General features: G+C 55.1%; 13 protein-coding genes and 1 tRNA gene. 4 read left to right on the top strand and 10 right to left on the bottom strand.

From position 1 onward, the window contains the following. Positions 1-8: 8 nt before the first annotated feature. The 4 genes from Q7C21_RS01575 to Q7C21_RS01560 form a co-directional block, all read right to left on the bottom strand. Positions 9-1,274, bottom strand: coding sequence for an integrase domain-containing protein (locus Q7C21_RS01575; RefSeq protein WP_375150288.1), 1,266 nt, complete (start codon positions 1,272-1,274; stop codon positions 9-11). 214 nt (positions 1,275-1,488) lie between these two features. Next, a tRNA-Pro gene (locus Q7C21_RS01570) sits at positions 1,489-1,565 on the bottom strand. Between the two features lie 73 nt (positions 1,566-1,638). Next, the gene (yejM, locus tag Q7C21_RS01565; RefSeq protein ID WP_003854173.1) at positions 1,639-3,393 is read right to left on the bottom strand and encodes an LPS biosynthesis-modulating metalloenzyme YejM; all 1,755 of its coding nucleotides are present in this window, start codon (positions 3,391-3,393) and stop codon (positions 1,639-1,641) included. A gap of 22 nt (positions 3,394-3,415) precedes the next feature. Continuing rightward, a complete protein-coding gene (locus Q7C21_RS01560) occupies positions 3,416-3,643 on the bottom strand; it encodes a YejL family protein (RefSeq protein WP_010248348.1) in 228 nt (75 codons plus the stop codon). A 158-nt stretch (positions 3,644-3,801) separates the two neighbouring features. Between Q7C21_RS01560 and yejK the strand changes: the two genes are divergently transcribed. Further along, positions 3,802-4,806 (top strand): nucleoid-associated protein YejK, encoded by a 1,005-nt coding sequence (gene yejK, locus Q7C21_RS01555; protein WP_033743236.1) that lies wholly within the window; start codon positions 3,802-3,804, stop codon positions 4,804-4,806. Positions 4,807-4,926: 120 nt separating this feature from the next. Here yejK and rplY read toward each other — a convergent pair whose 3' ends face one another. Both rplY and Q7C21_RS01545 read right to left on the bottom strand, forming a co-directional pair. Further along, positions 4,927-5,211 carry a 50S ribosomal protein L25 gene (rplY, locus tag Q7C21_RS01550; RefSeq protein ID WP_003854168.1) on the bottom strand — a complete coding sequence of 95 codons (285 nt, stop codon included), beginning with the start codon at positions 5,209-5,211 and terminating at the stop codon, positions 4,927-4,929. Positions 5,212-5,387: 176 nt separating this feature from the next. Further along, entirely contained in the window at positions 5,388-7,142 is a 1,755-nt protein-coding gene (locus Q7C21_RS01545; RefSeq protein WP_110411767.1) for a DEAD/DEAH box helicase, read from the bottom strand. Between the two features lie 155 nt (positions 7,143-7,297). Between Q7C21_RS01545 and rsuA the strand changes: the two genes are divergently transcribed. From rsuA to Q7C21_RS01530, 3 genes are all read left to right on the top strand, one after another. Beyond that, a complete protein-coding gene (gene rsuA / locus Q7C21_RS01540) occupies positions 7,298-8,017 on the top strand; it encodes a 16S rRNA pseudouridine(516) synthase RsuA (RefSeq protein WP_105098965.1) in 720 nt (239 codons plus the stop codon). Positions 8,018-8,066: 49 nt separating this feature from the next. Continuing rightward, positions 8,067-9,263, top strand: a complete 1,197-nt coding sequence (locus Q7C21_RS01535; RefSeq protein ID WP_008926121.1) for a Bcr/CflA family multidrug efflux MFS transporter — start codon at positions 8,067-8,069, stop codon at positions 9,261-9,263. 287 nt (positions 9,264-9,550) lie between these two features. After that, positions 9,551-9,871 (top strand): hypothetical protein, encoded by a 321-nt coding sequence (locus Q7C21_RS01530; RefSeq protein WP_003854157.1) that lies wholly within the window; start codon positions 9,551-9,553, stop codon positions 9,869-9,871. On the opposite strand, the gene yejF is transcribed toward Q7C21_RS01530, so the two are convergent. Genes yejF through Q7C21_RS01510 form a run of 4 tightly spaced genes read right to left on the bottom strand, consistent with a single transcriptional unit; the run spans position 9,858 to position 15,396 of the window. Continuing rightward, the gene (gene yejF, locus Q7C21_RS01525; RefSeq protein WP_008926120.1) at positions 9,858-11,462 is read right to left on the bottom strand and encodes a microcin C ABC transporter ATP-binding protein YejF; all 1,605 of its coding nucleotides are present in this window, start codon (positions 11,460-11,462) and stop codon (positions 9,858-9,860) included. The two genes, Q7C21_RS01530 and yejF, sit on opposite strands and share 14 nt — an antisense overlap. Then, entirely contained in the window at positions 11,463-12,485 is a 1,023-nt protein-coding gene (locus tag Q7C21_RS01520) for an ABC transporter permease (protein WP_003854154.1), read from the bottom strand. Continuing rightward, complete coding sequence (locus Q7C21_RS01515; RefSeq protein WP_003854153.1) at positions 12,482-13,576, bottom strand: microcin C ABC transporter permease YejB; 1,095 nt, start codon at positions 13,574-13,576, stop codon at positions 12,482-12,484. Before Q7C21_RS01515 ends, Q7C21_RS01520 begins: the two co-directional genes overlap by 4 nt. An 11-nt stretch (positions 13,577-13,587) precedes the next feature. Next, positions 13,588-15,396 (bottom strand): extracellular solute-binding protein, encoded by a 1,809-nt coding sequence (locus Q7C21_RS01510; RefSeq protein ID WP_375150287.1) that lies wholly within the window; start codon positions 15,394-15,396, stop codon positions 13,588-13,590. Positions 15,397-15,403: the final 7 nt, after the last annotated feature.

Here is a 15,403-nt window from a genome sequence, read left to right as displayed (position 1 = left end):
AATACTTTTCATACTTTCACATCATGGTAATGATTTACTGAATCATTTTCCAATCCTGATGAAAAGCTATAGTTGCCACTTGCTGATTGTTCAACATGCCTACCCCACCAAGCCATCATATCTCTTCGTTGTTCGAGATACTGAGAACGGTTATAAGCTCTCCTGACCTCATTGGTATCAATGTGAGCCAGTGCTGCTTCAATGACGTCAGGTTGAAATCCCTTCTCGTTGAGAACAGTTGAGGCTATGGATCTCATACCATGCGCAACCAGGATATCTTTGAAGCCCATACGTTTCAGCGCCATGTTTGCCGTCTGACTGTTCATTGGTTCCAGGGGATTGCGGTAACCGGGAAAAACGTATGATCTGTGCTGGCTGATTGGCTTCATAACTTCTAGCACAGCAAGTGCCTGTTCAGACAGCGGTACAATATGCATACGTTTCATTTTCATGCGCCCGGCAGGAATGTGCCATTCCTTTGTCTCGAAGTTGATCTCATCCCAGCGTGTCATCGCCGCTTCTGCCGGTCGTGTCATTGTAAGGAGCTGCCATTCGATGAGACAGCGCGTCTGTTTGCCAATACTCGCAAAGGCGAGATTCTTCATAAGCAGAGGTAGCTGTTCAGGTAAGAGGGCGGGGCGGTGTTTTACTTTCGGCTTATGGAACGTCTTACCGATTTTTGCCGCTGGGTTTGAAGTGACTAAGCCAGAATTCAAAGCGTAATCCATAACCTCATTGATACGCTGACTCAACCTTTTAACCGTTTCGAGTTTGCCTGCCGCATGAGTTGGGCTAAGGGATCCAATGAACTGTTGGGCTGTAATGCTGGAAATAGGCATGGAGCCAATATGTGGGAACACATATTTACTCATTGAACGCCAGATATCGTTAAGAGTGTGAGTTGTTAATCCTGCTGCCTCTTTGGTCTTAAACCACTCAGCTGCAACTTTTTCAAACGTACTTTCACTCACACTCTTCTGACGAAGTTGCTCTGCTTTTTTGTGCTCTTGAGGGTCGACGTCTTTGCTGAGAAGAGCGCGGGCTGATTCACGATTTTGGCGGGCTTCAGAAAGCGAAACGGAAGGGTATGAACCAAAGCTGATCATGGCCCGTTTACGAGTAAAGGGTTTGTAATAACGAAACCGCCAGAGTTTTGAGCCTCCGGGAGTTACCTGCAGTTCCAGACCGTCCCCGTCATAAAGAACCAATGCTTGTTCAGCAGCTTTGGCGTTCTTCACTTCGGTATTGTTTAAGGGTTTGGTCTGTCTTGCCATGAGCAGTCTCCATTCTGTTCCTCGGAAGGCTTAGGCATATCAAAAGGCAGTCTTAGAAACGTATGCCCATGAGTATGCCTAAATCAGGTGGATTCCACTGTATCAATCAGGATTTCACTAGACAACAGAAAAACAGCAGATTTCAACAACCTACTGTTTAAACTGTTTTTTATGGTTCTCTCTGGACTTCACCAGACAAAACGTTGGGAGAATTTGGTCGGCACGAGAGGATTTGAACCTCCGACCCCGGACACCCCATGACCGTGCGCTACCAGGCTGCGCTACGTGCCGAACACTGGAGGATTAGTCTACTGGTTATCGTCATTAATGCAAGATACCTGCCGACTATTTGCCTGATAATTAATCAGTTAGCGATAAACCGCTTCTCCTCAGTCAGGACCTGCAACAGCAGCGCCAGCTCTGGCTTGTGATCTTTCAGCGCGTTGCCCTGTGCATCATAAGCGCGATAGCTGCCGTTGTTGTTGAGCACCAGCGTCACCTGCGGCGTGGTAATCACCAGCTTATTCTCTTCACTGCTCGCCACCCAGTCATGACGGCGACGTGCAGCAAACAAATCTTCACCCTGTGAATAGTTCACCGGATTGGTCCGCACATGCAGCAGTCGCTGCATCAGCGTTGCCATTACATCCTGATGATCAGAGAGCCGATCAACAGTTTGCGCCGGTGTATCAGGCCAGTGAATCACCAGTGGCACCTGCAGCGTCTGACGGTTTCCGGCGCTGTCAGGATCGCCATCCAGTGCCAGACCACGCTGCGCCGTAATCACTACGACGGTGTTCTTCAGCAAATCACGCGCCTGCAGGCTGCTTAGCACGGCGCTAATCTGTTCATCAACAGCAGGTGCCTGACGGAGATAACTGCGCTGACGCGCTTTGCTGTTGTCGCCGGTGACATCAGGCCCGTTCAGAGCAATCCATGAGAACCACGGCGCCTGCGAAGCTTTCTGTTTCTCCAGCCAGTTCTGCCATTGCGCCACGGTGCTGGCGTTGGGCTGGCTGGTTGTCGCAGGCAGTGAATAGTCGGTCAGCAGCGCCTGACGGTAGAGCGGCGGATTAAAGCCTTCCGAGGAGAACAGGCCAAACTGATAACCCTGAGTACTCAGTGCCCCCAGCAGTGCCGACGGTGTTCGTGATGCCAGAATACCGTTCATGTAACTGGAGGAGATGCCATAGAACAGGCCAAACAACCCTTTCTCAGGTGTATCACCGGCGCTGTAGTGCTGGGTAAAACGCACGTTTTCGCTGGCGAACTGATTAAGCTGCGGCAGCGCTTTGGCAAGCGTAGCATTGTTCAGACCATCAACAGTCAGCACCAGCAGGTTGTTACGGGTGCCAGCATCGCGGAAGGTGATATCGCTCAGCGGATACTCTACCGCCACCGCTTCCGGATCGCCCTGCTGAATCAACCGGCGCTGATACTCCTGCGCATCCAGCAGACCGTGACGTTCAAGGAAGCGACGGGCCGTCATCGGATAAGAGAGCGGCAGATTGGCGCGCTGCATGGTAATCGGGCGATAGAAGTTGGCATCGGCCCAGATATACATCAGGTGGCTGGCAAAGAAGGCGCTGATAAACAGAGCGGCGACAGGTTTACCAAACGAGCGGCGATTCAGGCTACGCAGCTTCTGCCAGCTCCAGGTCGCAAACAGCATCTCGACCAGGAATATCAGCGGCACGCTGATAAACATCAGTTGCCAGTCGCGCGCCATCTCGCTCTGGTCGGGGTTAATGACCAGCTCCCACACCACAGGATTAAGGTGCAGGTGGAAACGGCTGAACACTGCACTGTCGACCATTATCAGCGTCAGTCCGGCAGTGGCGACCACCGCGGATAACACCCGCATCAGCCGTTGCGACATCACCACAAAGGTCAGCGGGAAGATAATCAGCAGATAGGCAGCGAAAACGACAAAACTAAAGTGGCCAACCCAGCTGGTATAGGCGTAGATGCGCCCCGCCAGCGAAGAAGGCCAGTCGGCGACCAACAGGTAGCGACTGCCTAAAATCAGCGCGAATAAGATGTTAAACAGAGCAAACCAGTGCCCCCAACTGATCATCTGGGAGACTTTTTCGCGGTAGCGCTGCCGGTTGGTTACCATATTATGAAATCAAATCAGCCAATTAATGGGCGTTATCGTCACGCACTGATGCCTGAAGGGCATCGGCGAAAGAACGTGCCAGTGAACGACGTTGCGCCGGAGCGACATCGCTGTTAATTAAGTTGGTCACCATATTTCCCAGAACCATCAGGGAGAGATCGGTGGGGGCCTTGTCCTTGTGCAGGATTTGGGCCATTTCCGCGAGGAGTTGTTCCACGCGTTCGTCACTGTAACGGGATGATTGTGCCATATCGTCGTCTAAGCTCATTTCAAAAGGCGATATATTACCGGAATAGCGCACTTTTTACCGCAATTTTATCGAAAGCAGTACGTTCGCTTCACGCATAGAGTTGAAAGCCGATGCTGGCGGTGTTTGAATACGCGCCTGTGCTAAAAGGAGAGTCTACCATGAGTCTGGATATCGACCAGATTGCCCTGCATCAGTTAATCAAACGCGATGAAAACCAGCTTGAACTGGCGCTGCGCGATTCACTGCTGCCTGCCACCAACACGGTTAACGCGATGGTGGAGGAGTTACACCGGGTTTACAGCGCAAAAAGCAAAGCCTATGGCCTGTTCAATGCAGAAAGTGAACTGGCAGAAGCGCTGCGTAATTGTCGTAAGGGCAACGATGATTTTCTCGCTTTTAGCCGCGCTGCAACAGGTCGTCTGCGCGACGAGCTGGCCAAATATCCGTTCGCTGAAGGCGGCGTGGTGCTGTTTATTCACTATCGCTATCTGGCGGTGGAATATCTGCTGATTGCGGTGCTGAACAGCCAGTCCAGTATGCGCGTCAATGAGCAGATGGATATCAGCAGCACCCACTATCTCGACATCAATCATGCGGATATCGTGGCGCGAATTGATTTAACCGAATGGGAAACCAACCCGGAATCGACCCGTTACCTGACCTTCCTGCGCGGCCGCGTCGGACGTAAAGTGGCTGACTTCTTTATGGACTTCCTGGGTGCCGAAGTGGGATTAGACACGAAGGCGCAGAACCGCGGTCTGTTGCAGGCCGTTGATGATTACTGCAACGAATCCGAACTGGATAAGCAGGAACGGCAGAACTATCGCCAGCAGGTTTACAGCTACTGCAACGAACAGTTGCAGGCGGGCGAGGAAATTGCACTGGAAGATCTGTCGAGCGAGCTGCCACCACTGGGCGAGAAAACCTTCCAGGCCTTTACCCAGGAGCAGGGCTACGAGCTGGAAGAGAGCTTCCCGGCGGATCGCAGTACGCTGCGTCAGCTGACGAAGTTTGCCGGCAGCGGCGGGGGACTGACCCTGAATTTTGATGCGATGTTACTGGGCGAGCGCATTTTCTGGGATCCGGCCACGGACACCCTGACGATTAAGGGCACACCACCCAATCTGCGGGACCAGCTTCAGCGCCGTACCAGCAGCAAATAAAAAAAGCCGGGCTTAGCCCGGCTTCTGTTCTCTGACACGTCGATTATCTCTGTGTATCAGGGACAAAATAAAAGGGCCGGTTTCTCAACCGGCCCTTTTACATTTCAACGTAATTCGCGATTAAGCGCGAACGAAGTCGATGTGGAACAGTTTTGGCTTGAACGGGTGACGCTGAACAGCCTGAACTTTCACTTTAGTTTCTTTGCCGTCAACTGACAGGGTCAGAACTTCGTCGTAGAAACCTGGCTTAGATTGCAGGTTCATTACTGAGTCGTGATCCAGATCGATGGCAACAGCCGCTTCAGAACCACCGTAGATGATGGCCGGGAAACGGTTTGCTGTACGCAGGCGGCGGCTCGCACCCTTACCCTGCTCTTTACGTTCTACTGCATTGATAGTGAGCATTAATATATCTCTTTATTTAAATCCTGCTACAGGCGACCCAGTAACAGGCAGGTTATTCAATACCGCTGATGCACATGCAAAAGCGGGCGGCAGTATAGCCGTTATGCCGGGTGGTAGCAAACGATATACCCGCTCGCCGGGTTCAGCATCCGGTCAGCCCTCGCTGGCATCACCTGTTAACGCAGCTCATTGGCGCGGCGATAGCGGCCCTGATAATCGAACATTTTCTCGCGGATCTGCCAGAACTGGCCTTTGGCCCGTGCGACGACAAAATCGGGATGACGTAGCAGCGGCTGGAGTGCCAGGACGTCAGCGGCGGTCTGCCAGCCCAGCGGCACGCCGGGGGCGCGCTGATGGGGACGCATAAAGAGCTGTTCAAACGCCTTACGCTGGGCCGGCGTCTGCAGACGAAAGCGTTCGCTGACGCTGGTGCCTTCCTCATCAAAATAGGTCGCCTTCAGCCATTCCCCTTTGGCGTCATGGCCCTGTTCCAGCGTCATGCCACCACAGCGAAGCACCAGTGCGTCTTTCAGTTTCAGCGCCGCTTTCAGCATATCGTCCGGATCGACCAGAATTTTGTCGCACTGGTGACAACGTCGGGCGGCAATATCATTCTCTGCGCCGCAGTCGGGACAACTTTTAAACCGGAAGCGGAAATCACACTGTTCGCGCTCACCTTCGTCATCTTCCAGTACGCCCTGACAGCGCCGGCCAAAATGCTCGATCACCATGCCATCTTCGGTCGCCTTGCCCCAGAAGGTGTTGGCGAAACCGCAGGCGGGACAGAAAACCTGAACCGGCTGATTGTCGCTGGCCCCTTTGGGGGCGCCAACTTCGGGCGTAAAGAGATCGTGCGGATTACCCGCGTAATCGAGAATCAGGCAGTCGGTTTTACCCGGTGAGAGCCGCAGGCCGCGTCCGACGATCTGCTGATAGAGGCTGACCGACTCGGTCGGGCGCAGGATTGCGATCAGGTCAACGTGCGGCGCATCAAACCCGGTGGTCAGCACCGCCACATTCACCAGGAATTTCAGCTGCTGCGCCTTAAACGCCAGAATCAGGGCATCGCGCTCTCTGGCTGGCGTTTCGGCCGAGACCAGCGCGCTTTTTTCTGGCAGCAGTCGCAGGATTTCACGCGCATGCTCCACCGTCGAGGCGAAAATCATCACGCCCAGCCGATCTTCAGCGAACTCCACGATCTGGCGGATGATATGGGGCGTCACGCGCTGCTGCTGCTTCAGTTCACGGTTCAGATCGGCTTCGCTGAACAGGCCGTTGGACTGTGCCGTGAGACGGCTGAAGTCATACTGCACCACCGGCATATCCAGTCGTTCCGGCGGCACCAGAAACTGATGCTTGATCATGTAGCGCAGGGGCAGTTCATAGATACAGTCGCGAAACAGCGATTTTTCATCGCCACGCACCATGCCGTGATAGTGGAACTGATAAATCCAGCCTTTACCCAGACGGAACGGTGTAGCGGTCAGTCCCAGTAAACGCAGTTGCGGATTGTGCTGACGCAGATGATTAAAGATCTGCTGATACTGACTCTCTTTATCATCGCCAATGCGGTGACACTCATCGACAATCACCAGCGAGAAGGCGCTGTCGAACTGGTCGAGGTTACGCGCCACTGACTGCACGCTGCCAAACACCACTTTGCGCTGACTCTCTTTGCGCTGAAGTCCGGCAGCAAAGATATCCGCCTCCAGCCCGTAGGCCTGATATTTACTGTGGTTCTGCGCCACCAGCTCTTTGACGTGCGCCAGCACCAGCACCCGGCCACGGGCCAGCCGGGCCAGCTCGGCAATCACCAGACTCTTGCCGGCACCGGTTGGCAGCACAATGACGGCAGGTTCCTGATGGCGACGGAAATGCGCCACGGTGGCATTCACCGCATCCTGTTGATAGGGGCGTAAGGTAAAAGACATGTTGCTCACTTTTGTATAACTGGCGGCAATTATGCCATGAAAGTGCGGTAAACGCGCTGTCAGGCTGGCGCGGATCACGTTATACTTCCCGCACATTTTCAACGGTTAACCAGGCCGTTTCAGATTCCCTCCGCAGTAACAGGCAAAACGAATTCATGCGACTCGACAAATTCATCTCTCAGCAACTGGAAATCAGCCGCGCCATCGCTCATCGCGAGATCCGTGGCCAGCGTGTCACCGTTAACGGGGAAGTTGTCCGCGATACCGCGTTCAAACTGCTGCCCGACCATGAAGTCGTCTATGACGGCAACGTACTGCAGATGCAGACCGGTCCCCGCTACTTTATGCTGAACAAACCGCAGGGTTATGTCTGCTCAACCGACGATCCCGATCATCCCACCATCATCTATTTCATCGAAGAGCCGATGTCATTCAAACTGCATGCGGCAGGGCGTCTGGATATCGACACCACCGGACTGGTTCTGCTGACAGATGATGGCCAGTGGTCACACCGCATTACCTCGCCACGTCATCACTGCGAGAAAACCTATCGGGTGACACTGGAATCGCCAGTCAGTGACGATACGGCCGCACAGTTTACAGCGGGCGTGCAGCTGCACAATGAGAAGAGCCTGACGAAACCGGCACAGCTGGAGGTGATTACCCCCACAGATGTGCGGCTGACACTGAGCGAAGGTCGTTACCACCAGGTGAAACGGATGTTTGCAGCCGTCGGCAATCGGGTCATTGAGCTGCATCGTGAACGCATCGGTGACATCGTGCTGGACGAGGATCTGGAACCGGGCGAATACCGTGCGCTGACAGAAGACGAGATCGCCAGTATTGGTCTGCCGAAAGAACTGCAGACAAAATAACCGGGCGGGCCAGGCGGCCCGACCCAGACTCATTTGTGCAGGAGAAGGTGTGCGTAAGGAAAAGAACTCGCCAACAGGACTGGTCGTCATCCTCGGTCTGTTAGCCATGCTGATGCCGTTGTCGATTGACATGTATCTGCCTGCCATGCCGCAGATTGCGCGTGAGTTCGGGGTGTCAGCCGGTAGCGTGCAGATGTCGCTTAACCTCTACATCCTTGGCTTCGCGATTGGCCAGCTTATCTATGGTCCGCTGGCAGACAGCTATGGGCGTAAGCCGGTAATTGCACTCGGCACGCTGATCTTTGCCTGCGCCGCTGCGGCCTGTGCACTGTCACAGACCATCGATCAGCTGATTCTGATGCGCTTCCTGCACGGACTTTCTGCCGCCGCAGCCAGTGTGGTGATCAACGCGCTGATGCGTGACAGTTACTCGAAAGAGGACTTCTCGCGCATGATGTCCTTTGTGATGCTGATTACCACCATCGCGCCGCTGCTGGCGCCGATCATCGGTGGCTGGCTGCTGGTGCTCTGGAGCTGGCACGCAATTTTCTGGGCGCTCGCGGGTGCGGCATTAGTGACCACTGTGCTGGTAACCACACAAATCCGCGAAACCCTGAAGCCGGAGCAGCGACAGCGTTTTCATTTGCGCACCACGCTCGGCAACTTCGTGACGCTGTTTCGCCACAAACGGGCGTTCAGTTACATGCTGTCGAGCGGCTTCTCCTTTGCCGGGCTCTTTACTTTTCTCAATGCCGGCCCCTTTGTTTACATTGAGCTGAATCACGTCTCACCGCAAAACTTTGGCTACTACTTTGGTCTCAACGTGGTGTTTCTGTTTGTCCTGACGCTGATTAACAGCCGTGCCGTGCGCCGCTTTGGCCCGGTGGCGATGTTCCGGCTGGGGCTGCTGATACAGTTCTGCATGGGCATCTGGTTGCTGGTTGTCAGCGCCTTCAGCCTCGGCTTTTTGCCGCTGGTGATGGGAATCGCGATGTTTATCGGCTGCGTGTCGATGGTCTCATCGAATGCGATGGCGGTGATCCTGGATGAGTTTCCGCATATGGCCGGAACGGCATCCTCTCTGGCGGGCACGCTGCGTTTTGGCGTGGGTGCTTTTGTCGGTGCACTGCTGTCGCTGGTGAGTTTCAACAGCGCCTGGCCGATGGTCGGCACAATTGCCCTGTGCGCGACAATTTCTCTGCTGCTCTTCTTCTACGCTTCACGTCCCCGCACTGCGACCCGTTAACCGGGCGCAGTGGTTTCTTCCCCGATTGCCCGCAGTGATGCATATCCCGACGGTTTTGTTTCTTTATTGTGAAAATTTTTAGTTAAAAAAGTAATCACAATGCGTCTAAAATGATTGTTAACGGTGAGTGAACGCGGTACATATAGGCTGAAGTGCGATGTAAGTCGCAAAAATGCGCTTCTGCAATCCGCACGGATGGGCCTCCCTGTCCGGACTCTGCGGTGAATGACCCGCTGGCTGCGGGCAGGTCGGTGTTGCGACATAAACTCATCCGGGGAAAGTAAACTATGCTGCAACTTTCAATTGTGCATCGTCTGCCACAGCATTTTCGCTGGGCCAGCGATCACCACAGCGCCATTGATTCCGATGATGCAACGCTGGATGAGCAGGATTTCGTGGCGCTGCGATTGATCAGCCATGACGGCATTCCGGCGTGGGAGATTCTGCAGCAGTTAAAAGAGGTTCTGGCGGATATTCAGGTTGATTGCAAAGTTGCTGAGTGCGAAGGGCAGCCCTGCCTGTTCATTCAGCGTCGTGACGAAAGTGCCACTAACTGCTGTTTGAAAAATCAGGGCGTGGCGATAGCAGAAACCTTTATTGGAGGTTAAGCTGCGCCGACTGCAGTAGCTCGCGGGTATAATCTGCCACGGGTGAAGCAAACAGCCTTTCACACTCGCCCTGTTCCACGACCTCTCCCTGGCACAGCACGATAAGCTGGTGGCACAGCGCGCGAACCACATCCAGGTCGTGACTGATAAACAGATAACTGAGCTGCCGCTGCTGCTGCAAACGGCGTAACAGCGTCAGAATTTGCTTTTGCACCGTGCGATCCAGCGATGAAGTCGGTTCATCCAGCACCAGCAACTCCGGCTCCAGAATCAATGCCCGCGCAATAGCAATACGCTGTCGCTGACCGCCAGAAAATTCGGCCGGATAACGATGGCGACTTTCCGCTTCAAGCCCCACTTCCTCCATGACGGCGATAACCCGCTGCGTCTGCTGCACACTGTCGAGTTCAGGCTGATATACCGCCAGACCCTCAGCAATAATCTGCTGCACCGTCATGCGCGGATTGAGTGAGGAGTTAGGGTCCTGAAACACCACCTGAATACGCTGACGCAGCGGCAACAGTTGCTGACGCGACAGTTGATGCAGCGGCTGACCGTCAAACCAGATCTCGCCGCGTGAGGCAATCAGCCGCAGCAGTGCCAGCCCGGTGGTGCTTTTACCCGAGCCGGACTCACCCACCAGGCCCAGACTTTCGCCACGCCGCAGGCTAAAACTCAATCCGGAAAGCACCCGCTTTTCACTGTTCTGGCGACGGAACAGCCCGCGCCGCTGTGTAAAGCTCACCTGAAGCTGCTCGACACGAAGAAGAATGGGCGACGCTGCGGGCAGCGGAACGGCTTTTCCCTCCGGTTCCGCAGCCAGCAACTGCTGGCTGTAAGGATGCTGCGGCTGGTTCATCAGGGTCTGGCAGCGATTCTGCTCCACGATGTGACCGTTGCGCATCACGCTGACATTATCTGCCAGCTGACGCACAATATTCAGGTTATGCGTGATGAACAGCATGCCCATGTTCAGCTCACGTTGCAGTTCGCGCAGCAGCGTCAGGATCTGGGCCTGAACCGTCACATCCAGTGCCGTGGTCGGCTCATCGGCAATCAGCAGCTGCGGCTCGGTCAGCAGCGCCATGGCAATCATCACCCGCTGGCGTTCACCGCCGGAAAGCTGGTGGGGAAAATCATTGAGCCGGGTGGCGGGCTGCCGGATACCGACCCGATCGAGCACGCTGAGAATCTCACCGCGTGCGGCCGGACGACGCATCCCGCGATGCAGTGACAGCACTTCATACAGCTGCTTCTCCACGGTGTGCAGCGGATTCAGTGACACCATGGGCTCCTGAAAAATCATCGCGATCTGGTTGCCGCGAATACCCCGCAGCCGCTGCTCGCGGGCGCGCAGCAGATCTTCACCGTTAAACAGAATCTCGCCGCTGGGATAAATCACTGAAGCCTCATGCAGCAGTCGCATTACCGACAGCGCGGTGACGCTCTTGCCGGAACCAGACTCACCCACCAGCGCCAGCGTTTCACCTGCGTCAATGCGCAGCGACACGTCATTCACGACCTGTCGAAGCTGCTTGCCCTGACGAAAGGCGACTGAGAGATGATTGATAGCAAGCAATGGCGTCGTCATTCAGGCTCCTTTGCCCGGATCAAAGGCGTCACGCACCGCTTCGCCGATAAAAATCAGCAGCGAAAGCAGGATCGCCAGCGTGAAAAAGCCCGCCAGACCTAACCAGGGAGCCTGCAGGTTGTTCTTGCCCTGCAGCAGTAACTCGCCCAGCGAGGGCGAACCCAGCGGCAGGCCGAAGCCCAGAAAGTCGAGTGAGGTCAGCGTGGTAATCGATCCGCACAAAATAAACGGCAGAAAGGTCAGTGTGGCCACCATCGCGTTAGGCAGCATATGGCGCAACATAATCCGGCCATCGCTGACGCCCAGCGCCTGCGCGGCACGAATGTAATCAAAATTTCGGGTACGGAGAAACTCTGCCCTGACAACACTTACCAGACTCATCCAGCCAAACGCCACGGTGACCAGCAACAGCCACCAGAAGCCAGGCTGAATCACGCTGGAGAGAAGAATCAGCAGAAACAGCGCGGGCATGCCAGACCAGACTTCAATCATCCGCTGCCCAATCAGGTCAATTCTGCCGCCGAAATAGCCCTGCACCGCGCCGACCACAATCCCGATGACGCTGGAGAGAAGCGTCAGCAGCAGACCGAACAGCAGAGAGATACGTGTGCCATAGAGCAGCCGAGCCAGTACGTCGCCGCCGTTGGCGTCCGTGCCGAGCCAGTTCTGCGCAGAGGGCGGAGAAGGGAAGGGCACCTGAGTAGCAAAATTAATGGTTCCGTCGCTGAAACGAATCGGTGCCCACAGCGCCCAGCCATTCTGCCTGATGCGCTGCCGCAGCCAGGGATCCTGATAATCCGCCGCTGTCGCCAGTACACCGCCATAGTCGGTTTCGCTGTAGTCAAACAGCAGCGGCACCGTCCAGCGTTGGTGGTAATGCACCAGCAACGGCTTGTCATTCGCGATCAGTTCAGCACCCAGCGACAGCAGAAAAATGATCAGAAAGATCCAGAGCGACCAGTAGCCGCGTCGGTTGTGACGAAAGCGCTGCCAGCGCTGCTGATTCAGGGGTGAGAGCGTCATGAGCGGCTCCCGAAGTCGATGCGGGGATCGACCAGCGTATAAGTCAGATCGCTGAGGATATTCATCAGCAAACCGATCAGCGTGAAAATATAGAGCGTGCCAAACATCACCGGGTAGTCGCGTTGCAATGTCGCGTCATAGCCGAGCAGCCCAAGCCCGTTGAGCGAAAACATCACTTCGATGAGTACCGAACTGGTAAAGAACATGCTGATAAACGTGGCCGGGAAGCTGGCGATCACCAGCAGCATCGCATTGCGAAACACATGATGATAGAGAATGCGTCGCTCTGGCACCCCTTTGGCGCGCGCGGTCACCACATAGAGTTTGCGGATCTCGTCCAGAAAGGCGTTTTTGGTCAGCATGGTCAGCGTGGCGAAGCCGCCGATCACTGTCGCCAGCACCGGCAGAGCGATATGCCAGAAGTAGTCCAGCACTTTGCCATACCAGGGCAGTGTATCGTGCTGCGCAGAGGTGAGCCCACGCAGCGGAAACCAGTCGAGATAGCTGCCACCGGCAAACAGCACAATCAGCATGATGCCGAACAGAAAGGCCGGAATAGAGTAGCCGATGATAATAAAGGCGCTGCTCCAGACATCAAAGGCGCTGCCATTGCGCACCGCTTTGCGGATCCCCAGTGGAATCGACACCAGATAAATAATCAGGGTGCTCCAGAGTCCCAGGCTGATCGAGACTGGCAGGCTCTCTTTGATCAGCCCGATCACCGAGGCGCTGCGAAACAGGCTGTCGCCAAAATCCAGACGCAGGTAATTCCACAGCATCTCGCCGTAGCGCTGCCAGAGAGGTTTATCGAAGCCGTAACGCTTTTTAATCTCAGCAATCACTTCAGGATCCAGCCCGCGTGCGCCACGATACTGATTATCGCCAGGATTAATGTGACTGAAGCTGGCGCGTGAACTGGCGCTCTCCGCCCCGCTGCCGGGCAGGCCGGTTGTCTGACCAAACTCAATATTTGCCAGCGCCTGATCGACCGGGCCGCCGGGCGCGATTTGCACGATAAAAAAATTAAGCGTGATGATCGCCCACAAGGTCGGGATAATCAGCAGCAGTCTGCGCAGAAAGTAAGCGGCCAACGGTGATCTCCTTAGCGTTTACTGGCCGGCAGGCGTCCGGCTTTGTTTGTGTCATACCACCAGTTTTCCAGCCCTGTACTGTAGGCGGGCTTGCGTGCAGGGTGAGAAAACTTATCCCAGTATGCCAGCCGCTGTTCAGCGTTGTACCACATTGGGATCATATAGGCATTCCACAGCAGCACCCGATCCAGCGCCTGAGCCAGCGGGCGAAGTTCAGCAGGATCGTCCTGATGCGCCACAATCTGTTTCACAAAGTGATCCACTATCGGATCTTTAACCCGCGCACTGTTCCACGACGAGTTGATGTAGTCGGAGTGCCAGAGGATCTGCAGGCTGGACGTCGGGATGGGCATCGCTGAATAGGCGGTGGCAATCATATCGTAGTCACCTTCCCGTTTGCGCCGCAGATACTGCGAGCTGTCGATCTGCCGCAGATTCAGCGTAATGCCAAGCCGCGAAAGATTGTGCTGCAGCGGGAGTGCCCAGTCGATGTCAGAACCGCTGCTTAACAGCAACTCGGCGGTGAACGGCTGACCGGTTTTATCATTGACCAGGCGGCGATTTTTAATCTGCCAGCCCGCCTGTTTTAACAGGTCAAATGCGGTTAACAGACTGGCGCGGTCATAGCCGCTGCCATCCGTTTTGTGTGGCTGATAGGGCTGGCTGAACAGCTCTGGCGGCAGTTGTGCGCGCCAGGGTTCAAGCAGCGCCCGTTGCTGTGCATCCGGCACACCACTGGTAGCATACTCCGTGTTCTGGAAATAGCTGCTGGCGCGATGCCAGGCTCCGTAGTAAAGCGCTTTGTTCATCCACTCGAAATCGAACATCAGTGAGAAAGCCTGACGCACGCGTCGATCATGAAACAGCGGTTTTTCATTGTTAAATGCCAGCCAGCGGGTATCAATAGCAGCGTCATTGGGCGTGGTCTCTTTGACGATGCTGCCATCGTCGAAATGGCGGCCGCGATACTGGGTGGCCCATTTCTTCGCCGAAGTCTCTTCACGCCAGTCGAAAGCGCCAGCCTTAAAGGCCTCAAACGCCACATTGTCATCCAGATAGTAGTCATAGCGCATGCGATCAAAATTAAAACGTCCGCGGTTTACCGGCAGATCGGCGGCCCAGTAATCTTTTACCCGGCTGAACTCAATAAACTGGCCCAGCTTCCAGCGGGTAATGCGATAGGGTCCGCTCGACAACGGCGGTGCGCTTAACGGCTCGTTAAACTTTTTATCGTGCCAGAACGACTCGGCGATCACCGGCAGCGTCAGTAATCCAAGCAGCAGATCTTTATCCGGCTTCTGTGCTTCTATAAGCACTGTGAGGTCGTTCAGCGCTTTTACGCTAACGCCACGGTAGGCGACGCGGAACTGGGGCACGCCCTCAGTCATGAATTTTTCAAAGGTGAACGCCACGTCGCGGGCGGTGATCGGTGTGCCATCCTGGAAGCGGGCGTGGGGATTCATCTGGATCTCGATCCACGAAAAATCGCTGGCATAGCGCGCCGACTCGGCAATCAGCGGATAATAGCTGCCGGGTTCATCGTCTGAACTGGTGTAAAGCCCGTCATAAAGCGTGCCGGTGTTAATGCCTGGATTGCCGCGTGAGGCATAGCGATTGAAGTTGTCATAGGTACCGATCACCGCCAGGGTGATGCTGCCTCCTTTGGGCGCGCTGGGGTTGGCATAGTCGTAATGGCTGAAACCGGGCGGATATTTTGCTTCACCAGCCTGGGTGAATGCATAGCTTTGCTGGACAGAGGCAGCCAGCAGCGGGGCGCTGAGCAGGCCACACAGCAGTATGAGTCCAAAGCGAAACAGCATGATTCCT

Origin of the sequence: Pantoea sp. ANP04 (assembly GCF_041982285.1) — a bacterium.
Classification (GTDB): domain Bacteria; phylum Pseudomonadota; class Gammaproteobacteria; order Enterobacterales; family Enterobacteriaceae; genus Pantoea; species Pantoea eucalypti.
Note: the sequence above shows the minus strand (reverse complement) of the source record. Positions and strands in the feature narration are given on the sequence as shown.